The sequence below is a fragment of the Variovorax multivorans genome, from assembly GCF_051216835.1.
GTDB lineage: Bacteria > Pseudomonadota > Gammaproteobacteria > Burkholderiales > Burkholderiaceae_C > Variovorax.
On record NZ_JBPJZL010000018.1, the window covers coordinates 45750 to 68791 of the forward strand.

Sequence of the window (23042 nt, forward strand, 5' to 3'; positions counted from 1 at the left end):
CCCCGGTGCCGCGGCGCGAGACGACGAACACGGAGAAGCCATGCGTTGGACAGTGATCGAACATGCCGGCAGGCCGGTGACCGCGGGCCCCTCGGCATTGCTCGCCGCGCCCGGCGGAACGATCGGACGCAGCCCCGACAACCACCTCGTGCTGCCCGACGAGCAGCGGCAGATCTCGCGCCTGCAGGCCACCGTGCGCTTCGACGAAGACGGCATGGCGGTACTGCGCAACATGAGCGCGGTGCTGCCGATCAGCGTGAACGGACACACGCTCGCGCACGAGCAGGAAGCGCGCGTGGCCGATGGCGACCGCGTCGCGATCGGAAGCTATGTGCTGGAGGCCGCGAGCGCGCAGCGCGCGGCGCCTGCGGTGGCCGCGGTTCCGGTGCAGCCACCACCACCTCCGCCTCCCCCACCGCCGCTGCAATCGATGCAGCCGCCAATGGCCGCGCCGATGTCGGCGAGCCCCATCGACGCGCTGCTGCCTTCCTCCGGCGCATCCGACGTGTTCTCCGATCTGTTCGGCGAAGGCGCACTGCCCATCGGCGACACGCAACCCACGGTGGCAATGCCATCGCCGCGGCAGGCGACGCCCATGCCGCCACCGATGCAGCCGCCCGCATTCGCTCCGGCGCCGCGCGAGTCTTTCGCCGCACCCTTGCAGCCGTCCGCGCCACCACCACCGCCGCAACCCAAGGTGAGCCCTCCCCCCGCCTCGTCACAGATCCCTTCTGCGGCTGACTGGGACGCCATCCTCGCCAACGCACCGCGCCGCGTCGACAGCACGCCCGCGCCGATGCCCGACCCGATGGCGCATGAGCCCTTCGAGTTGCCGTCGCAGGCGCGCCGCAACCCGGTCGATCCGCTCGCGGAGCTGAACCCCGACGCAGCCAACGACATGTCGGACATGGCGCTCAAGCGCGGCGTCGATCCGCTTTCCTTCTTCGCGGCCGACGAGAGCGCGCACTCGCCGCTGACCGATCCGCGCCCCACCGCGCTGACGCATACCGACCCGATGCTGCCGGGCGACACGCACCCCGCGCTCGACCTGTTGCAGAACAACAGACCGGCCGTGCAGGGGTACAGCCATTCGAACCATACGCGGGAAGTGGCGGCTCAGTTCCGTCCGCCGACTCCGGTGGCGATGCCGGTGCCTGCGCCGGCACCCGTGCCCGCCGTCGAACCTGTGAAGGTGGAGGCACCGCCGCCGCCGCCGCCACCACCGCCTGCGCCCGTTCCGCCGCCGCCACCACCTCCTCCGCCTCCCGCACCACCGCCCGTGGTGCAAGAGAGCCCGCCCGAGCCGCCGCCTGTCGTGGCCCCGCCCGTGGCCGCCGAGCCCGCTGCCGCACCCGTCGCCGCAGCAGTAGCGCAGCTCGTGGCACAACAGCCCGCAGCCCTATCGTCCTCATCGGAAGCCCTCTTCAAGGCCTTTCTCGAAGGCGCGGGCGTGCCCGAAGTCGCTGGCCAGCAACCGCTTGACATCGAGGCCATGCAGCGCCTGGGCCGCATCATGCGGGCCTTCACCGACGGCACCATCGAACTGCTGTCCTCGCGCGCCATGCTCAAACGCGAGGTGCGAGCCGAGATCACGATGATCGTGGACGAGGAAAACAACCCGTTCAAGATCCTGCCCAACGGCCGCGCCGTGCTGATGCAGATGTTCGGCGCGCGCATGCCCGGCTTTTTGCCGCCCGAGGCCGCCGTGCACGACGCGCTCGGCGACCTGCAGTCGCACCAGCTCGGCATGGTCGCCGGCATGCGCGCCGCACTGCTCACGCTGCTCAAGCGCTTCGACCCCGCCGCGCTGAGCCGCGAGACCCCGCACGACGGCAGCCTGGGCGAAAAGCTGCTGCCCGGCGGCCGCGAGGCGCGCCTGTGGCGCGAGCTCCAGCAGCTGCACACAGAAACGACCGCAGCCGTCGAAGACGACTTCCAGGCCGTGTTCGGTCGCGCCTTCCAGCAGGCCTACGACAAGGAAATGGAACGGCTGAAGGAGGCGCGCCGTGCTTGAAGCCACCCGCTCTTTTGCAGTGCCCATATCGACCTCGCAGTTCTCCTGCGTGGGCGAACGCAGCGGCAACCAGGACGCCATCGGATACCACCTCGACGAGCGCAACGGCTGCTTCGTGGTGAGCGACGGCGTCGGCGGCAACGCCGGCGGCGAGCTGGCCTCGCGCATCGCGGTCGACACCGCCCTCAACACTTTCGTCGACGCCCCGTCTCTGGCCGCCGACAACATCCAGCGCTGCGTTAAGGCGGCCAACGACGCCATTCTTGCGAAGCAGCGCGAGCTCACGGAGCAGAGCCGCATGAGCGCGACCTTCGTGTCGCTGTTCATCGACCGCATCACCAATCAGGCCTGCTGGGCCCATGTGGGCGACAGCCGCCTCTACTGGTTTCGCCGCGGCGCGCTGATGCAGCGCACAGAAGACCACAGCCTGTCGGAGCGCTCGGGCGATGCGGCCGCAAGCCACCAGAACGGCGGTGAGCGCCTTGTGAAGACCAACCTGCTGTACCGCGCACTGGGCGCACGCGCGACGGCCGAAGCCACCATCACCGCGCCGCAGCGCCTTGCCGATGGCGACGCCTTCCTGCTGTGCACCGACGGGCTCTGGCAGCTGATCTCGCAGCAGGTGATGGAACGCTCATTGCAGCTGGCCGACAGCGCGGAAGAATGGCTCGCGCTGATTCGCCGCGCAGCCGAATCCAAGGCTGATGAATCGCGCGACAACTACTCGGCGCTGGCCGTGTGGGTGGGCTTTCCGCAGCAGGTGACGCTGGCAGGGACGGTCTGAATCGACGCGCCCTCAGGGCGCCAGCATCAGCACCTTGAACTGGCTCGGCACGATGCGCATGCCGACGATGTTGCAACGGTTCTGCGTCGTGATGCTGGTGACCCGCGTGGCCGGCGTACCCTTGAGAAGCACGGTGAACGCGCCTGTCACATGACGCGATTGCTGCATGAACGTCTGCGACACAACGCCGCCCAGCGCCCCGGGCTGATCCCCCAGGGTGATTGGCGTGGTCGTAGCCATGTTGTGTGCCGGCATCGCCATGAAAAGGATGTTCCAAGCATTCGGAACAGCCATCGGCCCCATAGCCATGTTCGGGTATGGAATGGGCATCGGCGTCTTGCAGACGTCGGGGAATGCCATGTCCATTCCCATGAGCTGACAATTAGCAAACATCTGGTACCTCCTCGCTTAGCCCATGTGGATCTGAGCCGCGTCCACCTTCACCAGCTCCTGGCCGGTGACCATCGTGTGGTGGCCATGAATGCGCACCGTCTCGCTGGCCTTGTAGTCCATGTGGCCCGCACGCACCTGGTCGACTTCATCCGTCAGGCGTAGCGTCTGACGCGCCATCTGCACGATGCGATCGGCCACGGTCTCGAATACCTTGCCGACCAGCCGGACGCTTCCTGCCGCGGCCTGCACGGAGCGCGTCACCAGCCGCAGTTCACCAATGTCACACTCGCCCTCTTCTGCCTTGAGTACGAAGCGCTTGTCCGCGCGAAGCTTGAGCTCCGAAGTACTCGCGATGGTCACCCGGCCGTTGCCGGTAGACGCGAAGGTGACGTCGCCCGCCGCCTCGATGCAGCTTGACGACGCATCGGCCTGCTCGATCACGGCGATCAGGTAGGCTCGCGCGCTGTCGGGACCGGACACCAGCACGGTATCGCCGCTGGCCGGTTTGAGCAGGCAGCTCGCCGCGCGCCGGCAAACCCAGACAGCACCCTGCTCGTCATCGACGGTGACACGTCCATCCGGCAGCAATGCGGCGACCACCCCCTGGAAGTGAACCGGAGCCGTCAGCTTCGAGGCTTTGCGCAGTGAAACGACTGACATGGAGATTTCCTTGTTTCGATGGGTAGACAGTGGAACGGACAGGCCTGGCGGCATCAACGCAGCGGAAGGATCTCTTGAGCCTTGAACAGCTCCGGATCGTTTTCGATGATGCCAGCGCTTCCCGAGAAACGCGCATCTGCGCGCGCGGCCCGATGAAAGCGGGTGCGCAGAAAACGTGCATTGCGCAAATCCGCGTCATGAAGTGCGGCATAGGAAAAATCAGCATCGTGCAGGTCCGCGTCGCGAAAGCTGGCACCCTTCGCCTGCGCGCGATGGAACACGCTCAGCGGCAGGCGCGAGCGGCTGAAATCGGCACCTTCGAGTTTGGCGTCGGCCCAGATCGACTGATCGAAGATGGCATCGCTGCAATTCGCTTCACGCAGATCGGCCTCCGGGAACATCGTCTGGGCGGCATCCACTCCGCTGAAGTTCGCCTTGGTCAGCGTGGCGCCCTTGAAGTTGCTCTGGGTCAGCACGGCGCCGCTGAAATCGACATCTGCCATCGCGCTGTCGGTGAACTGGCAGCGCAGGAAGGCGGTGTGCGGCAAGCGCTGACCTTCGAGATTGCACTCCATCAAGATCGAGCCATCGCATTGGGCCTGGGCGAACTCCACCGTGCGCAGATCCATGCGAAAGAACATCAGGTGCAGCAGCTTCGCCCCGCGGCAGTCGAGCTGGTCGACCCGTGATTCGGTGATGACGATCTGATCGCAGATGCCGGGCTTCAACACCGCATGCCCGAGCTCGCATCTGAGAAAAGCCACGCGCTCCATTTGCGATTTCTCGAAATCCGCGTGAGCCAGCGAAGATTCGACAAACTGGGTGTCCTGCATGAACGCGCGGCCGAGTTGCGCGGCCTCCAACCGACACCGAAACACGCGCACGCCTTTCAAGCTGGCCGCCGACAGGTCGGCTTGATCGAGGTTGCATTGCGCAAGCGAACTGTCGTCGAGGCAGGCGCCGCGCAGATTCGTCCGGCTCAAGTCGACGTGCTCCATCTGCGCCCCCGACAAGTCGATGCCGCTGAGGTCCTGACCCGCGAGACTCACTTTGACCACCGGTTCGGCATGCCGAATCTTGTCCAGAAGTTCTTCCACTGTCATCGAACCGGCTCAGTCTTTCTTGCAGGCAAGGTCTTGGCTCCCTGGGTGTAGGCGCCGATGAAGGTGGTCGAACCGTCGATGGCGGCCTGTGACACGTCGGCGCGAAACAGATTGGCATTCTGCAGGCTGGCAAAGCGCAGGTCGGCCTTGGAAAGATTGGCGTCGATGAGGTTGGCACCGCGCAACGAGGCTTCGCGCAAGTCCGCGCGAATGAACAGGCTCTCGCCGGCATGCAATTCCTCCAGCCGCGCGCGCCGCAGGTCGCACTCGGAGAAGTCGCAGCCGTCAAGGCGTGCCTTCGCGAGGTCAGCGCCGACCAATATGGCGCCGCGCAGGCCGCACTGCCTGAGCGAAGCGGCGCAGAACACGGCCTGCACAAAGCTGCAGCCATGGACGAAGGAACAGGTCACGAGGCTGGCCTCGGTGAAGTCGACCCCCTCCCGCGCATCGACGGCGACGAAAGCACAGGCGTTCAACGAGGCGCGTACGAAGGATGTTCCCTTGAAGCTGCACTCGACCCAGCTCACCTGCTTGAACGCGGCGTCGTCGAAAGCGATGTCTTCCAGTGCCAGCTTGACCATCGCCATTTGCTCCCAGTGCGAGCCGCGCGCATCGCAGCGCGCCCATTCGCTTTCGAACAGATCGGCTTGCTTGAACGCGGCCTTCGCCAGCACGCAGGAACGAAAAATGGTCTTGCTGCAACGCGTCTGCACGAAGCTGGCCGCCGTGAAGTTCGCCCCTTCGCATTGCGCGCCGCCCAGATTGGCCTCGTCCAGCCGCGCATCGGTGAGCGAAGCCCGGACAAGCCGCGCCCGCGCAAGCACCGCGCGCGTGAAGTTGCAGCCATCGAGCCGCGCGTCGCTGAAGTCGACGTCTTCGAGGTTCGCTCCCGTGAAGTCGGCACCGCGCAGATCCAGACCCGAGAGGTTGGCGCCGACGAAGCTCATGCCTGCGAAACGACGCTCGCCGCTGGCTGCGGCCTCGAGACGCCGACGCAGCCGCCTGGAGCGCAGGCTGCTGGCCGGCGGCGCCGGCTCGAGCAGGTGTGCGCCGTAGAGGTGCCCCATGCGCATGCTGCGCCCAGCCTGCTCGCGCAGCCGCGCGCTTTCGGCGGCCTCGTCGGATGTGAGGGGTGTTCGGCGCTCGCGCGCGGCGTCTTCCTCGAGGCGCGCGAGGTCACGCAGCAGGCGGTCCGGGTCGAATCGGCGCTGCACAGGCTTGCCGGTCCGCGCCTCCACCTCGGTCATGGCCTTGTCGATGCTCGCCTTGATCTCGTCGGACAGCTTGCGCGGTTCCATCTGCGACAGCGGCGGGATATCGATATCGGGTTGAATGGCAGCGGGCATCCCGTGTGCGACGGCCTTGGCCCGGTCCTCGGCGCCGCGGGCAAGGGCCGCCTGGCGCATTTGCTCGAGGGCTTGATCGGCCTTCTCGGCGAAGTCGGGCAGATCGTCCGCGGAGGCAGGCGGCCGCAGATCCGGTTCGGACACGGGCGGCAGATACTGCTCGGGATCCACGCCCTGCGCCAGCAGACGGGCACGCATGCGTTCGCGCTCGCGCTGCCGGCCTGCGTGCAGATTGCGCGCCAGCGGAAGCGAAGCGATATCGGGCATCTGGTCGCCTGCCCATGGCCCCATGATCGCCTTGGGGACCAGGTCGCTGTCGCGCAGGACCAGCACCGCCTTGGCTGGATCGATGCGCTGCTGCAGCACCTGTTGGTAGTGGGCGAGCGGCCGCGGCTGCCCGCGCAACTCGAGCGCGGGCATGACGTGCTTGACGTCGGCCGCGTCATCCTCTGCGATGGGCGATGCTCCGTGCCAGACCAGGATGACGCGCTCGGCGTGCGGAAAAAACCAGGCCGTGCTCAGGTGCAGCGAAATTTCCGACAGCGCGCCACCGTCTTTCTGAAAGCTGGCGAAGCAACGCGCCTGCCAATCGGGCAGCTGGCCGCGCATCACCGGCTGCCGAGGGTGCATGTTCCACAGTTCGTAGGCGGCGCCCGGCGGCAATTCGCGCCGGCCGGGCAGGCGCTGGTCGGGAGGTGCTGCATTGAAGTAGCGCCAGTCCATGTCATCGGCGAAACCCGGGTACTCGTGCTGCAGCCACTGCTGGTCGTAGGCGCGCCCCATCAGCGCGAGCCGCTGCGGCCGATCGGGAGGCACGGCGCCGAAACCCGCAGGCACGATGCGCCGCCCGGGTGTGTCCTGACGCGCGCCGGGCAACTCGACATTGGGAAGCCGGCGCGTCTGTACGCCGTTGATCGTTTCATCGAAGCTGCCGATGCCTTCCGGGTTTTCGGGCTCGCTCGGGCCGCCATAGGCATGCGCCCAATCCAGCCTCAAGCGCTCGAAAGGCTGCGCAGGCGTAGCGCGGCCGCCAAGCCAGTAGCGATCACCGCTCACCAGCAATGGCTTGGCCTGGCCATTGAAGACGGCCTTGGCCGCACACAGTGTCTTGTCGTCCTGATGCGCCGTGTACGCATAGCCGCTGACCAGCCACTCCGGCTCGATCTTGGGCACGCACAGGTCCAGCACGTTGCCGGGCCCGATTTCGTCGGCCGCCAGCTTCCAGAGATCCTGGTCGGGCATCAGCAGGGGCTCGGGCGCCAGGCTGGCCATCGCGAAGACCGAGACGCCCAGGTGGTCTTGCCGCTGCCGCCGGAAGGGCCGCGTGAGGATGCTCAGGCGAAAGGGTTTGATGGTCTTCATGGGGCAGCGGACCCGCTTCAGCGCATCGGCTGATCGATGGCGATCTCGTGCGAGACCGGGTCGAAGCGCAGCTTCACGGAGCGCCCCGGTGCGAAGTCGGCGAGCTTCACCGGGCTGATCGGGGCGACCAGTTCAGCCTCGAAGGCGGGCCATCCGCCCTCAGGCTGTACTTGGAACTTGAGCCGTACGAGGATATAGATGCGCGCGGCCCGCATGCCCGTGTCATGGCTCTCGAGCACCGTCGCTACGGCCGGTTGGCCCGTACGAAGCACTCGCTCGGCGAGATCCGCACCCATCGCGCGGCGGTTGACCACACTCTGCATATGCATCACGTGGGAGGCATAGCGCTTGGCCAGCGTGATCGCCACGAACGCCGGCAGCACGACGACAGCGATGGGGACAATCAGATACCAGTACTTGGTAAACCACACAGCGAAAAGATCCAACACGCGCTCCGAGCTCAGACAAAGACGGTGAAGCCCGAGAGGTTCACCCTGTATCCGTTGTTATCGATTTTTTGCGCCTCGTTGTCCCACGTGAAAGCCGTCTGGGTGGTGGAAAATGTGCCCATCGCAAGGCTGACGGAATACAGGTCGAGCTTTATGAACGCACCCGTGAGCGAGTAGGTGTTGAACCCCAGGTTCAGCCCGGCAATGCTGGTCACCAGGCCGTTCACGAACAGCGAAGTGCCGTTGAGGCTCACGTTGGCCCCGTTGATCCCCATGTTGAAGCCCTTGAAGGCAATACCCCAGTCCGTGAAGGTCACCTTTTTTGCCGACTTGTCCTCGACATAGGGCGCATCCAGCACGATCTTGGTCGGCGACTTGACCGAGATGTCTGCCGCGGTGCTTTCCAGGTTCATGGGGCCATCCGTCGTCGCACTCAACGACGTGTTCGCGTGCACCTTTTGTGCCCCCTCGACGAGGTAGTCCTCGTCGCCGTGGACCGTCACCTTCTTCCCCTTGGTTTCTTCGGTGTACAGGCCGACCACCTTGGTGGTCTGGGGGCCGGCAATGTCTTCCTTGAGCGACGTACCGATGATCCGCTCTTCACCGCTGTCGACCGTGTCCTTGCGCTTGCCGGTGACATGGATGGTCTGGTTGCCGATGACGTCGACCTGCTGGTCGCCGCCATCCACCTTGATGAACTGGTTGCCGCCGTTGACGGTGATCGTCTGCGGCCCGCCCTTGTTCACCGTCAGCGTGTGCGGCCCGTTGACCGTCTCGTTGAGCGAGGTGTTGGTCGTGTAGGTGTCCGCGCCCTCGATCAACGTGTCGCGCGTGCCGTCCACGGTGTGCGTTTCATTGTTCTCTACGCTGAGGCTGAAGTCCTTCTGCGCGTGCATCTTGATCGACTCGCTGCCGGGGTCGTCGTCGATCACGAAGTGGTTGGCCAGCTCGCCGTCGCCCTTGATGGTGCGGCTGATGAAGCCGCTGACTGTTGCCTTGGCCGGTAGTTCGAGCGGCGGCATCTGGTCGGCGTTGTACACGCGGCCGATGATGATCGGCCGGTCGGGGCAACCGGCGATGAAATCGACGATGACCTCCTGCCCCACGCGCGGGTGGTTCACCGCGCCGAAGTTCGAACCGGCCCACGCGCTGGACACACGCACCCAGCATGAGCTGTCTTCGTTGCGCTGGCCGTAGCGGTCCCAGCGGAACTGCACCTTCACGCGGCCGTACTTGTCGATCCAGATGTCTTCCCCGGGCGGGCCCACGACCGTGGCGGTCTGCGGGCCGTGCGTGGTCGGCATCCGCGTGACGCGCGGCGCGCGGAACGGAAACGACGTGGGCTGCACGCCGAAGTTGAAGCTGTAGAGACCGTCGGGGCTGCCCGTCGCATAGCCGCCCTCGCGCAGGTTGTACGTCACCGAGACGATCAGGTATTCCTTGTTGTCCTCGTCGCGCGGCGCGTTCTGCATGTTGAAGCGGTAGCCGGGCGCCATGCCGCGCACGTTGGAGTGGCCGGTGTCGACTTCGGCCTGCGCCTGCGCTTCCTCGAGCCGGATGCGCGCGTAGTGCTCGCCCTGCCCGGCGTCGCTGTAGCCGCCGAGCCACTCGTACATCTCGTAGCGGCCGTGATCGTTGTCGCGCGGCTGGCTGCGCGTGTTGAGCAGGTCGGCCTTGGGCTTCTTGAAGTCGAAGTCGTCGACCACGAAGGTGCCGGGGCGGATCTCCTCGGTCACCTCCCACTGGTCGATCACTTCGCGGCCCGTCTCGCCCACGCGATCGGTGGCGAGGTAGCCGATGCGCGGATAGCCCGGCAGCGTTTCGTGCGCGCCCATGTCGTCGGCCAGCACCAGCGTGTGCTGGTTCTTCTCGTGCCTGAAGTAATAGTAGATGCCTTCGTGTTCCATCATGCGGCTCACGAATGCGAAGTCGGTCTCCTGGTACTGCACTGAATAGTCGCGCTGGCGGTAGGTGGCGCCGAGCTTCTTCTCGAACGCGAACCCATACTCGCCGAGCACTTCGTCCAGGATATCGACAACCGATTTGTTCTGGAAGATCTTGCAGTCGCTGGTGCGCGTGAGGTACCAGAGCCAGGGCCGCACCGAAGCGCGGTACACGACGTAGCGCGAGGAGCTCTCTTCACGGCCGATCATCGTGAAGCGCGTGATCTGCCCGTTGAGGTAGCGCGGCGCCCCGTCGATGGTCACGATCTCGAGAGTGAGCGGCTTGCCGAGCACCGCCTTCATGTCGACGGAGGTGTTGGGACTCAGCAGGTCCACCTCGAACTCGAAGAGCTCCGACAGCCCTTCGTTGCCGTGCATCGAGCGGAACAGCAACTGGTCCGGTGCAAGCGGCGTATGTGCAGTGACGACTCTGGCCATGTGGTACTCCCTTTCTGCGCTCAATGTTCAGAAAATTCGTAGCGAAAATCGTCATCCGCCGCACTCAGTTGCACGCCCGCGAGCTTGCGTGCACTGACCGTGGCGCCGATGACTTCCTCGCTCAACCGCGGAAGAATCGTGTGCGTGAGGATCGCGTCGATCATCCGGCCGCCCGATTCGATGGCAGTGCAACGGCGCGCGACGAGTTCGACAGCGCTGTCGTCGTAGGCCAAAGCAATGCCGTGGTTCGCCTGCAGGCGCGCCGCGATGCGATCGAGCTGGAGGCGGATGATGCGATGCAATGCCTCTGCGTGCAACGGGTAATAAGGCACTACAACGAGGCGGCCGAGCAGCGCGGGCGCGAACACCTTGAGCAGCGGCTCGCGCAGCGCTGCGGCCAGCGGCTCGGGATCGGGGCGCAGGGTCGGGTCTTCGCACAGCTGCATGACCAGGTCGGTGCCGACGTTGGAGGTCATGATGATCACGGTGTTGCGGAAGTCGATGTGGCGGCCCTCGCCGTCTTCCATCCAGCCCTTGTCGAACACCTGGAAGAAGATCTCGTGCACGTCGGTGTGCGCCTTCTCGATCTCGTCGAGCAGCACCACGCTGTAGGGCCTGCGGCGCACGGCCTCGGTGAGCACGCCGCCTTCGCCGTAACCCACGTAGCCGGGCGGCGCGCCCTTCAGCGTGGAGACGGTGTGCGACTCCTGGAACTCGCTCATGTTGATGGTGACGAGGTTCTGCTCGCCGCCATACAAAGCTTCAGACAATGCCAGCGCGGTCTCGGTCTTGCCCACGCCCGAGGGGCCGCACAGCAGGAACACGCCGACGGGCTTGTTGGGGTTGTCGAGCCGTGCGCGCGCGGTGCGGATGCGGCGCGAAATGGTCTCCAGCGCATCGGGCTGCGCGACCACGCGGGCCGAAAGAATCTCGCCGAGCTTGAGCACCGACTGCGCGTCGTCGCGCACCATGCGTCCGATGGGAATGCCGGTCCAGTCGGCCACCACGGTGGCGATGGCCTGCGCATCGACGGCCGCGAGGATGAGCGGAGACTCGCCCTGCAGCTGCACGAGCTTGTCTTGTGCTTCGTTGAGTTCGGCGCGGATTTCCTCGGGCGTGCGCTGGGGTTCAGCGGGCGGCGTATCGACATCTGCATCGACATTCGCCTCGCCGGCTTCTGCCGTCTCCGCCTGCACCGGCACCGCCGCCGGCGACAGCTGCTTGCGCAGCGCCACGATGCGCTCGACCAGCGCGCTTTCTTCCACGCGCCGCGTCTCCAGCAGATCGAGTTCGGCCTGCGCCGCCGCCACCTGGACCGCGATGCCTTCCACACGCTGGTGCTCGCCCACACCAATGGCCGCTTCGCGCCCCGCAATACCCGACTCGATGCCCAGCACCTCGATGCGGCGCTGCAGGTCTTCGATGGCAGCGGGCAGCGCGTGCTGGCTCAGCGCCACGCGTGCACAAGCCGTGTCGAGCAGGCTCACGGCCTTGTCAGGCAACTGCCGCGCGGGAATGTAGCGGTGCGACAGGCTCACGGCCGCCTCGAGCGCGGCGTCGAGAATGAGCACGCCGTGGTGCTTCTCCAGCTCGGCCGAGATGCCGCGCAGCATGATCACCGCCTTGGGCTCGGTGGGCTCGTGCACCTGGATGGTCTGGAAGCGCCGCGTGAGCGCCGGATCTTTCTCGATGTATTTCTTGTACTCCGACCAGGTGGTCGCGCCAATGGTGCGCAGCCGCCCACGCGCCAGCGCCGGCTTGAGCAGGTTGGCCGCGTCACCGGTGCCGGCCGTGCCGCCTGCGCCTACCAGCGTGTGCACCTCGTCGACGAACAGCACGATGGGCTTGGGGCTCTTCTCGACCTCGTCGATCACCTGGCGCAGGCGCTGTTCGAACTCGCCCTTCACGCCCGCACCGGCCTGCAGCAGCGTGGGGTCGAGCACCCACAGCGACACGTCTTTCAGTGAAGGCGGCACGTCGCCCGCGGCGAGGCGCGAGGCAAGGCCCTCGACCACTGCCGTCTTGCCGACGCCGGCCTCACCGGTGAGCAGCGGGTTGTTCTGGCGGCGGCGCATGAGGATGTCGATGATCTGTCGGATCTCGTCGTCGCGGCCGTAGACCGGGTCGAGCTCGCCTGCGCGTGCCTTGGCGGTGAGGTCGCTCGCATACTTGGCGAGCGCCGAACCACCTGCCGCGGGGCTATCGCCTTGGTGGTGCGCGGCAGCGGCTGCGCCGCCGGCCGCGACGCCGCTTGGTGCGGCATCGAAGTCGTCTTCAGGCGAGCCTTCGGTCCATGCAGCGAGCTGCGCCACCAGCACGTCGGGCACGATCTTGTCGAACTCGCGCGAGATGCCCGAGAGCACCTGGCGCAGCCCCGGCGTCTTGATGATGCCCGCGAGCAAATACGCACCGCGGATCGAGGTAGCCTCGAAGCGCAGGCTCGCATAGACCCACGCGCGCTCGACGGCGTTGTCGACGTGCTCGGAGATGTCGCTGATCGACGTGGCACCGTGCGGCAGCCGGTCGAGCGCACGCACGAGGTCTTGCTCGACCGCGTCGAGGTTGAGCCCCGCGCGCTTGATGATGCGCAGCATGTCGCTGTCCTGCAGCTGCAGGATCTGGTGCAGCCAGTGCACCAGCTCGACGTAGGCATTGCCGCGCAGCTTGGCAAAGGCGGTGGCGGTCTCCAATGCCTTGTAGAGCATCGGATTGAGTTTCGAGAAAAGAGAGACGCGGCGGATGTCGGTCATAGAGCCATGGAGGAAGATGCGGGCGCGGCAACGGGTGCCGCCGATGCGGAACGGGAAAACAATGCTTCGGGCTGGAACACCATGTCGCCGGCGTCGGTGTCCGACAGGCGCGTGCCGAGCCAGCTGCCCCAGCCGAGGCGCTGGTTGCTGTTGAGCCGCATGCCGTGCGCGTCCTGCTTCTTGAGCACGAGCCGCAGGTCCCACGCGAACTCGATGCCGACGTACTGGCGCACCCAGTCGACCACCTGCTGCAGCCGCTTGCTGCCCGGCAGGAACTCGCGGAACTCTTCCTGCGAGAGCGGCCCGAGTTCGAGGCGGAACTTGCTCTGCGCATCGCGCACCGCAAGGCCGATGGTGGCGCCGCCGCCGAGCCGGTGGTTGCGGCCGGTGATGCCGATGCGGCTGACCTGGCGCTCGTCGATCATCACCCAGTCGCTGACGAACTCATCGACGCGCACGGGCACGTCGAAGTAGAGCTTGAGGATCTGGATCAGGCCCTCGGGGTTGCGCGTCTGACGCACGAGGTGGCCCGCCATGAAGGTGCGCGCATGGTCGGCAATGCGGTCGCGCTCCTTGAGGCCGGGCTGCCCCATGTTCATGAGGCTGGCCACGTAGTCGACGAAGCGGTGGCCGTCGGGGCGGTCCAGGCTGTTGACCGATTGCGCGTCGGCCCAGGCCCGGTAGAACAGCAGGATCAGCCGGTGATGGAACAGGTCAGCGAACGCGCTGATGGTGTTGTCGGCGTGATGCCGCTTGCGTTCGCGCGCGTACTCCGTCAGGTGCAGCGGCAGCGGACCGTTGGGGCCGAACAGGCCGAAGCCGTAGATCGAGATACGCGGTGGGCCGTCGCTGTCGACATCGACACCCGACACGTTCGAAGGCGCGAAGGCCATCGAGGGCTCCTGCCCGAGGCGCAGCGGCTCGTCGAGCGGGCGTGGCGCACGGCCCAGCAGCGGATGGTCGCCCTGCGCGTCGAGCCGGCGCAGCAGCATGAACAGGTCGTGCTCGAAGGGCTGCTCGACCAGCTTGGCCCAGAGCACAGGATCGGTCTGCGGCACGCCGCGCCGAGGTGCCACAGGGAGAGTGGGCTGCACGATGTCATGGCGGACCTCGGCCGCGTCCAGCACCTCCTGGGCCTCCCCGGCCGGCGCTGCGGCTTGCTGCATCCCGTCGGTGAAGCCGGTTTCGCTCATACGGCGGGGCGGCGTCCCACGCGCGGGGTCCACCGCGCGATCTCGCCGCGCTGCAGGCTGGACAGCGCGAACTCGGTGAACGCATTGAGCGACACGTGCCGGCTGAAGAACTGCTCCAGCACGGCACCAAAAAGATACGGGCTCGCGCCCGAGAACGCGACCTCATCGATCTTCAGCGCAATCTCCACGCCGCGCCCGAACACGATGGGGCCCGGCTCCGGCAGGCGGCGGAACACCGGCGCCAACGCCATCGAGCGCACGCCCTGGATCTGGCGGCGCACCGAGGGGTCGGCGAGGTTGCCGTACAGGTCGAGCATCTCGCGCAGCGCGGCCGCGCCCTGCGCCGCATCGACATCGGTGAGGCTCAGGTAGTTCAGGCCCAGGTGGCTGATGAGGCGCCACGTCAGCGCGCCTTCGGCCAATGCGGGGTACGGCCGCGAAGGCCCACGCAGGATGCGGATCGATCGCACGGGCGCCGACACGCGCAGCGTGAAATCCGACTCAAGCCCGGTCGGCAGCAGCAGCGGCAGGTCGCGGTTGGTGCACAGCGCATCGAGCGTGATGTGCCGCAGGCTGTGCGGAAACGGCGCGTCGTGCTGGTCGACCAGCGACACGTAGACCTCGCTGCCGGTGTAGCTGGTACGCGTGCCCTGGGCGCGTGCGCGGTCCGACACCAGGCGCGGCTCGCGGCGCAGCGAGAAGTACGCGCCGAAGTCGCCATCGTCCGCCGCAAACGAACCAAGGAAGGGCCGGAACTCCCGCTCTTCCGAGCCGTTGGCCATGTGGCCGGTGACGCGCTCGACGGTGAATATCTCGAAGTCGCGCGGGCGCGTGCGGTCGATTACCGCGTGGTGCTCGTGCTGGCCCGGTCCCACCGGAATGCGGTCGCTGCGGCGCGGCACTAGGTTGATGATGGGCGTGCAGAACAGCGAGAAGTGCTTGGCGTCTACCAGCCGTTCGAGGTCGCCGTCGGCGCGGTCGAGCAGGATCACGATCTCCATCGTGGTGCCGCCCATGGCCTGCACCGCCGCACGCAGCTTGCTCACGCTGAAGAACAGGTAGCGGTCGGGGAATGCGAAGTACTCGTGCAGCAGGCGGTAGCCCTGGAACGAGCGCGCGTCATAGGGCAGCAGCGCCTGGTCGGGGTCGAAGCCCTCGTGCCTGATGGCCTCGTCGCCCAGCGGCACGATGCGTGCCGTGCTGCCCGGTCCGCTGCGGCACACGACGCCGAGGCTGTGGTGCGCCGCAAGTTCGAGCACGCGCAACGCATGCAGCTCCGCGCCCGAAAGAAAGAACTCGAGTCGGTCGAGCGGCATGTCGGCAAAGCGCGCACCGCCCACCGCTTCGAGCTTGATGGTGATGGCGCTCTTCGCCTGCCGCGCAGCCATGGGCATCGCATGCGCGATTTCCGCGGGCACCGGGCCGATGCCGGCGTCGGCGATGCGAATGGGCCACAGCGTGACGGCATGGCCGGTGCGGAACTCGCAGGCCGTCTGCTCGCCCTTGATCATTCGCCCGCGCAGGATGGTGTGGCGCGGCAGCTCGTAGCCGGCCTTCAGCGAGCCTTCGTTGAGATTGCCGTCGATCTGCACCACGGCCATGGCGGGCAGCGGCGCGAGGAAGTTGGGGTACACCACTTCGAGCAGCCGCTGCGAGAAGCGCGGAAACTCCGCGTCCATCTTGAGCTGGATGCGCGCGGTGAGAAAGCTGAAGCCTTCGAGCAGGCGCTCCACGTACGGGTCGCTGACCTCGATGCCGCGCATGCCGAGGCGGCCCGCGATCTTCGGGTAGCGCTGCGCGAACTCGGCCCCGAGCTCGTGCATGTAGGTGAGCTCGCGGTTGTAGTAGTCGAGCAGCCTGGCATCCATTCAGAGGCCTCCGGTGGGCCGCAGCACCATGTGCCCGCTTTCGAGGTCGAGCTCCGAGCGCAGGATGAATTCGATCGGGTACGGCACCGACCACAGCGTGCCGCGGATCTCCAGCGCGAGCAGGTTGTGGTGCTCGAGATCGGTGGCGTCGGTCACGCAGCGCACGTCGATGCTGTCTTTCATGATGCGCGGCTCGAAGTCGATGATGGCCGAGCGGATGGCCGCTTCGACGTCCGCGAAGTCGACCTCCGACATGCGCCCGCCGGCCCAGCCGCGCACGCCGAAGTTCAACACCGAGCGGCGCGCGCGCGGCATGGTGTTGATGTTGTGGTCCGCACCGAAATTGGTGGTGTTGAGCAGCCACTGCAGATCGCGCAGCACCGAGTCGCGCAACAGCCTGCCGCTCATGAGGAAGGCGCCCGCGCGCTCCTGACGGGTCTGCGGCGTCTTGTCGGTGAGGCGGTCGAGCAGCACCGGCTGCAGGCGGTCGCGCGCGACGCTTTCCTGCTGGTCGCCGTCAGTGTCCATGATGCTGCTCATCAGGTCGCGTCCTCGCGCGAGAACTCGATGAGCCGCAGGTCGAGCAGCGAATGGTCGCCAGCCTCGCTGATCAGCGTGCGCTGGCCGAGGCCCGCGTATTGATCTTCGCCAGCCAATGGCAGCCAGTCGGTACGACGGCCCAGCGTGGTTTCGTCGTCGAGGCCTTCGAACGAGCCCGGATAGCGCACCGGCACCAGGCCGTTGAGCGCGCGGCCGTCATGCAGCTCGAATTCGGCAGGCGCCCATAGCAGGTCGACCAGGTGTTGCGGGCGCGAGAACTTGATGCGGCGCACTTCGGGCAGGGGCAGCCATGCATAGCCCGAGGGCGTGAGCAGCTCCAGCACCGCGCCGATGCGCACGTCGCCGTCGCACAGCCACGCGAAGATGCTGCGCTCCACCGGTTCGCCGTCGAGCGCCTGCACGGCGCGCGAATCGGAGCGGTCGACGCTGGTGAGCGCGCCATGCAAGGCGGGCGCGGCCTGCCGCGCGGTCTCGCGCAAGGCGGCGGCTTCCTCGGCGCGGTCGGCCGGCAGGGCAGCAGCAGCGATCAGCTGTTCGACCCATTCCGCGTTGCCGCAGACGATGGCCGGAGCGCGTCCGCCGGACCAGAAGTCGCTGCGATGCCGTTCGCCCGAAAGCGCCATCGAACACGTGACGCTGGCGGGAGTGAAAGTGGGGTCGAGCTTGGTGGCGAGCTTGAGCTGGTCTTCGGCTCGCTGCCATTCGCCGCGCAGCGCGAGGAAGTGGCACAGGGCAAGACGCAAGCTTGCATTCTGGGGATTGGCGCGGATCTGCCTCTGTACCCATTCGGTGTGCTCGGCCACGGAGCGTTCGCCCAGCACTGCAAACCCATCGCCCATGAAGCTTCCTCGCTGACTGAGTGGCACACGGCGCGAAAGGCCTGTGTGCGAAGGACGGCCGTGGAGGCCGTCGGGAAAAACGTCGCGGCCGGCCCGCTGGGCCGGCCGCGCATCGAGAAAAAGGAAATCAGGCTTCCTTGTTTTCCTTGATGTTCCAGCCCAGCACCGTCTCGGCGCCCTTGCCGCCCTTGTCGGTCTGTTCCCAGTACTGCTGCTTCACCTTTGCGGCCTGGAAGGCGTACTGCACGAACACGGCGTCCGAACCCTGCTCGGCCGTGTACTGCACCGAGGTGACCAGCACTTCTTCGAGCGTGACGCGGGTGTATTCGATCTGCGCGCCCCCCGCCTTGCAGACCGACACTTCCACCTTGCTCAGGTGCTTGCCGCTGGCGCAGTTCTTCAGGACGGACGGTGCCGCCTTGTCGATGCGTGCGAGCACCTGCAGGTCGTTGAAGCTGGCCTTGCCAACTCCGCCGCCGCCGCCGCTGACCATGTTTCCAGGCTGCGTTGCTCCCCACGCAAACGACTTGATGTCCGTCCACTCCTTGTGGTTCGAGTCTTTCGATTCGCCGTTTGCGCCTTCAACGCGCATGAACATGTCTACTGCCATGATTAACCCCCAAAGTTATATGTGCCCGATTCCGGGACACCGTTGAATTAGCTGCTGTCCTTCTTGTTGGATGGCAGCTTCGAAACCAGCCGCAACGACACCGTCAGCCCTTCGAGCTGATAGTGCGGCCGGAGAAAAAACTTGGCGGCGTAGTAGCCCGGGTTGTCCTCGATGGCTTCCACCTGGACTTCCGCCGCCGCCAGCGGCTTCATCGCCTTCGTGTCCTGCGACGAGGTGCCGGGGCTGCCGTCGACGTAGTTCATGATCCAGTCGTTGAGCCAACGCTCCATGTCCTCGCGCTCGCGGAACGAACCGATCTTGTCTCGCACGATGCACTTCAGGTAGTGCGCAAAGCGGCAGCAGGCGAACAGGTACGGCAGGCGCGCCGCGAGGTTCGCGTTGGCCGTGGCGTCGGCGTCGTAGTACTCGGCCGGCAACTGCAGCGACTGCGCGCCGATGAAAGCCGCGAAGTCGGAATTCTTGCGATGCACCAGCGGCATGAAGCCGTTCTTGGCAAGCTCGGCCTCGCGCCGGTCGCTGATGGCGATCTCGGTCGGGCACTTCATGTCCACGCCGCCGTCGTCGGTCGGGAAGGTGTGCGTGGGCAGGTTCTCCACCGCACCGCCGGACTCCACGCCGCGGATGGAAGTGCACCAGCCGTACTGCTTGAACGAGCGGTTGATGTTCACGCCCATTGCGTAGGCCGAGTTGGCCCAGGTGTAGCGGCTGTGCGCGGCCGAGTCGGTCTCTTCCTCGAACTCGAATTCGTCGACCGGATTGGTGCGCGCGCCGTATGGCAGGCGAGCCAGGAAGCGCGGCATGGCCAGGCCGATGTAGCGCGCGTCTTCCGAGTCGCGCAGGCTGCGCCATGCGGTGTGCTCGGTGTTCTGGAAGATCTTGGTCAGGTCGCGCGGGTTCGACAGCTCCTGCCACGAATCCATCTGCATCACGGTGGGCGATGCGCCGGCGATGAAGGGGCAATGCGCGGCCGCGGCGATCTTGGCCATTTCGCTGAGCATCTCGACGTCGGGCGGGCTGTGGTCGAAGTGGAAGTCGCCGATCAGCGCGCCGAAGGGCTCGCCGCCGAACTGGCCGTACTCGGCTTCGTAGATCTTCTTGAACAGCGGGCTCTGGTCCCAGCCGATGCCCTTGTGACGCTTGAGCGAGCGCGCCACTTCACGCTTGGACGCGCACATCACGCGGATCTTGAGCTGTTCGTCGGTCTCGGTGTTGTTCACGAGATAGTGCAGGCCGCGCCATGCGCCTTCGAGCTGCTGGAAGTCCTCGTGGTGCAGGATCTGGTTGATCTGCTCGGAGAGCTTGCGGTCGATCTCGGTGATGATGGCCTGCACCGTGCGGTAGGCATCGTTGGAGACGGTGACGGTGCTTTCGAGCGCCTGTACGGCCAGCGTCTTGACGGCGTTCTCGACCGCCTCGCGGGCCTGGTCGGTCTTGGGCTTGAACTCGCGCTGCAGCAGGTCGGAGAACTCGTTCGGCTCGAGCGTTTCGACGGAGGCGGGTGCGCGCGCGGCGGTCTGTTTGGGGGCGGTGCTCATGATGATGACGGTCCTTGCTGCTCGTGCTCGCGCTTACTCGGAAGAGGTCCCTGGGTTGCCGGGCGTACCGGCCTTTTCGTTGGCGGCTTCCACGGCCTTGGCGACGGCCGGGTTCGGCGCCGAGGCCAGCGACTTGAGAAGCCCCGGGTTCTGCAGCGCCTGCGCGATCAGTTGCTCCGCGCCGTTCTTGCCGTCCATGTAGGACAGCAGGTTCGACAGCTCGGTGCGCGCTTCGAGCAGGTGCTGCAGCGCGCCAACTTGGCGGGCAATGCGCGCGGGCGAGAAGTCGTCCATGCTGTCGAAGGTGATGTCGACGTTCATCTGGCCGTCGCCGGTGAGCGTGTTGGGCACCTGGAAGGCAACGCGCGGCTTGATGGACTTCATGCGTTCATCGAAGTTGTCGATGTCCACCGCCATGAACTCGCGCTCGCCGAGGTCGGGCATCGGGTCGACCTGCTTGCCCGCGAGATCGGCGATGACGCCCATCACGAAGGGCAGCTGGATCTTGCGTTCGCTGCCGTAGATCTCGACGTCGTATTCGATCTGCACACGCGGCGCGCGGTTGCGCGCAATGAACTTCTGACCACTGTTTCTGACACGGTTGTCTGCCATAAGCTTCCTCTTGAATCTGTAATGCGTGTGGGTACGACCCCGGCAGTCCTGCCGGCCTGCGGAGTCCGCGACGGCCTCCGCCTTCTTGTTTATTACGTGCTGCCCCCACTGTTCAGCGGACGTCCTGCAAGGCTTTCTATCTTTTGCAATCCCTCGGGCACGAGCTCTTCGATGATCTGGAAGAAGTTGAGATCCAGCAGCCGCTGCGCTCTGCGAATCAGCATGGGCGCCGGATGACTGGGTTCCGTGCGCTCCATGAACTGGCAAGCTTTTTCCAACAACACTTGCACATCATCACGAGTCGATATTTCAATATCTTTAACAAGCACCGTGCGTAGGCCAGCACCACCATTTGCACTGCCGGCAGCAGCACCCTTCGCAGCCGGCTCGGCAACTCCCGCCCCTTGCGGATCGGCTCCAGAGTGGGCTGCGCCAGCCTCTACCCCTTCGCCGGGCGCCTGCTCGGGCAACAGCTGGGCCACGGTGCGCAGCGAGCGTTCGAGCCGCGAGAAATCCGGCGCCCAGCTCTGGCCGAGCGCGCGCTCGCAGGTTTCGCGAATGCGCTGCAGCAGGTCGAGCGCAGCACGCAACGCCACCACCGGGGGCGCCGCCTTTTCCTGCGCGCGCCGCGCCGCGTCCCGCAGTCGGCCGATGCCGCCCGGGTAATCGATCTGATGGTCGGTCTTGCTCGAATCGAGCAAGGCTTCGACCTGTCGCAGGCTCATTGATGCGCCGCCGTCTTCGAGCAGCCTGGCATCGCGAACACTGCGCCCCAGTCCCTCGGCTTCGGCCAGCGCGGCCAGCGCATTCATGCGCGGCAGCGGGTCTTCGAAGCCATCGTCGACAACGCGCGGATGCACGTTGTCCCAGAATTTCTGCAGCACGGCGTCGACGAGTTGCAACCCATCGACATAGCCGGGCAAGCCACGGTTTTCGGTCCAGGCCAGCGTGAGGGGTACCAGCACCCGCAGGTCGCGCGTACGTGTGCACAGCTGCTTCGCGATGCGCTCCACGCGAGCCCAGTCGGGTGGCTCGGCGGGGATGATCGTCGAGCCGAATTGCTGCTCGCGCTTACCCGTTGTTGCTTGATGCAACGCCATGAAATCGGGGTCGTATTCCAGGTCTTCACCGCACGGATGCGAGCCTTCCACAGGCAACTGCAATAGATCGATTTCGCTCGGCGACAAACCTCTTCTCCCTGTTCAACCGTTTCGTAACAGCGGCAATCTTGAGGGGAACAAGAGGCGCGGTCAACAGCAACAGATTGCAACACGACGCGTATGAATTACTAAGGAGTACAACTCCTTTTGAAATTCAAACGGAACGTCTACATGCGAATCACAGCAGACCGCGTTCACTCAAATTGCGCATCAACGCACTGATACCAAAAGTCCACATCGGCGCCTGGTCCGCGTGCACAACGCGATTGACCAGGGCGCCGAGTTCCGGTGCGGCAATGCACACGCGGTCGCCTACGACGTGGGTGAATCCTTGCCCAGGCCCATGACGGTCTTGTGTCGGCGCGAACATCGTTCCAAGAAACAACATGAAACCATCAGGGTAGGCATGATGCCTACCCACGGTCTGCGCCACGAGGTCGAGCGGATCGCGGCTGATCTTCGACAGCGAGCTCGAACCCTCGAGTGTGAAGCCTTCGGGGCCGGTCACTTCCAGCGCAACGGTGATGCGGCGCACGTCCGCAATGCCGAAGTGCGCATCGAACAGGCGGATGAAGGGGCCGATGGCGCACGAGGCGTTGTTGTCCTTGGCCTTGCCGAGCAGCAGCGCGCTGCGGCCTTCGAAGTCGCGCAGGTTGACGTCGTTGCCGAGTGCGGCGCCAAGCGTCTCGCCACGGCTGTTGACGGCGAGGACGACCTCGGGCTCCGGGTTGTTCCACACCGAGCCAGAATGAATGCCGACGTCGGCGCCCGTGCCCACGGCGGAGAGCACCGGTGCCTTGGTGAAGATCTCGGCGTCGGGGCCGATGCCGACTTCGAGGTACTGCGACCACGCGCCCTGCGCGATCAGCACTTCCTTGACCTTCATGGCCTCGGGCGAGCCCGGCACGATGTCGGCGAGGTTGTCGCCGAGCACGCCACCGATGGCCGCGCGCGTGGCCTCGGCCTTCGATGCGTCGCCGCGTGCCTGCTCTTCGATCACGCGTTCGAGCAGGCTCGCAACGAAGGTGACGCCGCTGGCCTTGATGGCCTGCAGGTCGCAGGGGGCGAGCAGCCAGGGCTTGTTCGTGTCGCGCGCGGTCTCGTCGCTGTTGGCAAGGACCTCGTCGAGCGCGGCGATGCGCGGTGCGCCCTGCAATGCGTGGCGAACGGCTTCTGCAGGCGCCTTCTTGCCCTCGAGCAGGTCGCTCATGGTCGGCGCAAGCGCCGACAGGTCATACAGGTCGCCGTCGTGCACGGCCACCAGCACGGGGCCCACGCCGGGTTGCCACAAACGGCCGACGAGGGTGGCGCGTTCGGCGTCGCGGGGCAGGCTGGAAGAGATTGAAAGATCGAGCGGCATGGCGTGGTGTCTCCGTGGATGTGTGCGCTACGCTGCATCGT

General features: G+C 66.0%; 18 protein-coding genes. 2 read left to right on the plus strand and 16 right to left on the minus strand.

What is annotated here, in order from left to right; genetic code table 11:
- Positions 1-40: 40 nt before the first annotated feature.
- On the plus strand, positions 41-2014 hold the full coding sequence (gene tagH / locus ACSFCA_RS31785) for a type VI secretion system-associated FHA domain protein TagH (RefSeq protein ID WP_435462307.1): 1974 nt from the start codon (positions 41-43) through the stop codon (positions 2012-2014).
- Positions 2007-2798: a PP2C family protein-serine/threonine phosphatase gene (locus tag ACSFCA_RS31790; protein ID WP_258351863.1), complete on the plus strand. Its 792-nt coding sequence runs from the start codon at positions 2007-2009 to the stop codon at positions 2796-2798. The genes tagH and ACSFCA_RS31790 overlap by 8 nt, the downstream gene beginning before the upstream one ends.
- A gap of 12 nt (positions 2799-2810) precedes the next feature.
- Here ACSFCA_RS31790 and ACSFCA_RS31795 read toward each other — a convergent pair whose 3' ends face one another.
- From ACSFCA_RS31795 to ACSFCA_RS31870, 16 genes are all read right to left on the minus strand, one after another.
- On the minus strand, positions 2811-3191 hold the full coding sequence (locus ACSFCA_RS31795; RefSeq protein ID WP_426391069.1) for a DUF4150 domain-containing protein: 381 nt from the start codon (positions 3189-3191) through the stop codon (positions 2811-2813).
- A gap of 15 nt (positions 3192-3206) precedes the next feature.
- Positions 3207-3851, minus strand: coding sequence for a DUF3540 domain-containing protein (locus ACSFCA_RS31800; RefSeq protein ID WP_258351864.1), 645 nt, complete (start codon positions 3849-3851; stop codon positions 3207-3209).
- Between the two features lie 53 nt (positions 3852-3904).
- Complete coding sequence (locus ACSFCA_RS31805; protein ID WP_435462306.1) at positions 3905-4954, minus strand: pentapeptide repeat-containing protein; 1050 nt, start codon at positions 4952-4954, stop codon at positions 3905-3907.
- Positions 4951-7662 carry a DUF2169 family type VI secretion system accessory protein gene (locus ACSFCA_RS31810; protein WP_435462305.1) on the minus strand — a complete coding sequence of 904 codons (2712 nt, stop codon included), beginning with the start codon at positions 7660-7662 and terminating at the stop codon, positions 4951-4953. The genes ACSFCA_RS31805 and ACSFCA_RS31810 overlap by 4 nt, the downstream gene beginning before the upstream one ends.
- A 17-nt stretch (positions 7663-7679) precedes the next feature.
- Positions 7680-8108 carry a hypothetical protein gene (locus ACSFCA_RS31815; RefSeq protein ID WP_258351867.1) on the minus strand — a complete coding sequence of 143 codons (429 nt, stop codon included), beginning with the start codon at positions 8106-8108 and terminating at the stop codon, positions 7680-7682.
- Between the two features lie 14 nt (positions 8109-8122).
- Positions 8123-10492 (minus strand): type VI secretion system Vgr family protein, encoded by a 2370-nt coding sequence (locus ACSFCA_RS31820; RefSeq protein ID WP_435462304.1) that lies wholly within the window; start codon positions 10490-10492, stop codon positions 8123-8125.
- Between the two features lie 20 nt (positions 10493-10512).
- Positions 10513-13242 carry a type VI secretion system ATPase TssH gene (gene tssH / locus ACSFCA_RS31825; RefSeq protein WP_258351869.1) on the minus strand — a complete coding sequence of 910 codons (2730 nt, stop codon included), beginning with the start codon at positions 13240-13242 and terminating at the stop codon, positions 10513-10515.
- On the minus strand, positions 13239-14435 hold the full coding sequence (gene tssG / locus ACSFCA_RS31830; protein WP_435462303.1) for a type VI secretion system baseplate subunit TssG: 1197 nt from the start codon (positions 14433-14435) through the stop codon (positions 13239-13241). Before tssG ends, tssH begins: the two co-directional genes overlap by 4 nt.
- Complete coding sequence (gene tssF, locus ACSFCA_RS31835; RefSeq protein WP_435462302.1) at positions 14432-16303, minus strand: type VI secretion system baseplate subunit TssF; 1872 nt, start codon at positions 16301-16303, stop codon at positions 14432-14434. The genes tssG and tssF overlap by 4 nt, the downstream gene beginning before the upstream one ends.
- The gene (tssE, locus tag ACSFCA_RS31840) at positions 16304-16831 is read right to left on the minus strand and encodes a type VI secretion system baseplate subunit TssE (protein WP_042673168.1); all 528 of its coding nucleotides are present in this window, start codon (positions 16829-16831) and stop codon (positions 16304-16306) included.
- Positions 16832-16842: 11 nt separating this feature from the next.
- A complete protein-coding gene (locus ACSFCA_RS31845) occupies positions 16843-17703 on the minus strand; it encodes a type VI secretion system accessory protein TagJ (protein WP_435462301.1) in 861 nt (286 codons plus the stop codon).
- Between the two features lie 127 nt (positions 17704-17830).
- Positions 17831-18313, minus strand: coding sequence for an Hcp family type VI secretion system effector (locus tag ACSFCA_RS31850; protein ID WP_097197420.1), 483 nt, complete (start codon positions 18311-18313; stop codon positions 17831-17833).
- A gap of 47 nt (positions 18314-18360) precedes the next feature.
- Positions 18361-19869, minus strand: coding sequence for a type VI secretion system contractile sheath large subunit (gene tssC, locus ACSFCA_RS31855; protein ID WP_093059305.1), 1509 nt, complete (start codon positions 19867-19869; stop codon positions 18361-18363).
- 33 nt (positions 19870-19902) lie between these two features.
- On the minus strand, positions 19903-20481 hold the full coding sequence (gene tssB / locus ACSFCA_RS31860; RefSeq protein ID WP_093081718.1) for a type VI secretion system contractile sheath small subunit: 579 nt from the start codon (positions 20479-20481) through the stop codon (positions 19903-19905).
- 92 nt (positions 20482-20573) lie between these two features.
- The gene (tssA, locus tag ACSFCA_RS31865) at positions 20574-21668 is read right to left on the minus strand and encodes a type VI secretion system protein TssA (RefSeq protein WP_258351872.1); all 1095 of its coding nucleotides are present in this window, start codon (positions 21666-21668) and stop codon (positions 20574-20576) included.
- A 151-nt stretch (positions 21669-21819) separates the two neighbouring features.
- Positions 21820-23001, minus strand: coding sequence for a fumarylacetoacetate hydrolase family protein (locus ACSFCA_RS31870; RefSeq protein ID WP_258351873.1), 1182 nt, complete (start codon positions 22999-23001; stop codon positions 21820-21822).
- Positions 23002-23042: the final 41 nt, after the last annotated feature.

Coding starts and splice junctions, on each gene's coding strand:
- ACSFCA_RS31850 (WP_097197420.1), bottom strand. CDS start 18,313: ATGGCAGTAGACATGTTCATGCGCGTTGAAGGCGCAAACGGCGAATCG.
- tssE (WP_042673168.1), bottom strand. CDS start 16,831: ATGGACACTGACGGCGACCAGCAGGAAAGCGTCGCGCGCGACCGCCTG.
- ACSFCA_RS31810 (WP_435462305.1), bottom strand. CDS start 7,662: ATGAAGACCATCAAACCCTTTCGCCTGAGCATCCTCACGCGGCCCTTC.
- tssF (WP_435462302.1), bottom strand. CDS start 16,303: ATGGATGCCAGGCTGCTCGACTACTACAACCGCGAGCTCACCTACATG.
- tagH (WP_435462307.1), top strand. CDS start 41: ATGCGTTGGACAGTGATCGAACATGCCGGCAGGCCGGTGACCGCGGGC.
- ACSFCA_RS31820 (WP_435462304.1), bottom strand. CDS start 10,492: ATGGCCAGAGTCGTCACTGCACATACGCCGCTTGCACCGGACCAGTTG.
- ACSFCA_RS31800 (WP_258351864.1), bottom strand. CDS start 3,851: ATGTCAGTCGTTTCACTGCGCAAAGCCTCGAAGCTGACGGCTCCGGTT.
- tssG (WP_435462303.1), bottom strand. CDS start 14,435: ATGAGCGAAACCGGCTTCACCGACGGGATGCAGCAAGCCGCAGCGCCG.
- tssH (WP_258351869.1), bottom strand. CDS start 13,242: ATGACCGACATCCGCCGCGTCTCTCTTTTCTCGAAACTCAATCCGATG.
- ACSFCA_RS31805 (WP_435462306.1), bottom strand. CDS start 4,954: ATGACAGTGGAAGAACTTCTGGACAAGATTCGGCATGCCGAACCGGTG.
- ACSFCA_RS31870 (WP_258351873.1), bottom strand. CDS start 23,001: ATGCCGCTCGATCTTTCAATCTCTTCCAGCCTGCCCCGCGACGCCGAA.
- tssC (WP_093059305.1), bottom strand. CDS start 19,869: ATGAGCACCGCCCCCAAACAGACCGCCGCGCGCGCACCCGCCTCCGTC.
- ACSFCA_RS31795 (WP_426391069.1), bottom strand. CDS start 3,191: ATGTTTGCTAATTGTCAGCTCATGGGAATGGACATGGCATTCCCCGAC.
- tssB (WP_093081718.1), bottom strand. CDS start 20,481: ATGGCAGACAACCGTGTCAGAAACAGTGGTCAGAAGTTCATTGCGCGC.
- ACSFCA_RS31845 (WP_435462301.1), bottom strand. CDS start 17,703: ATGGGCGATGGGTTTGCAGTGCTGGGCGAACGCTCCGTGGCCGAGCAC.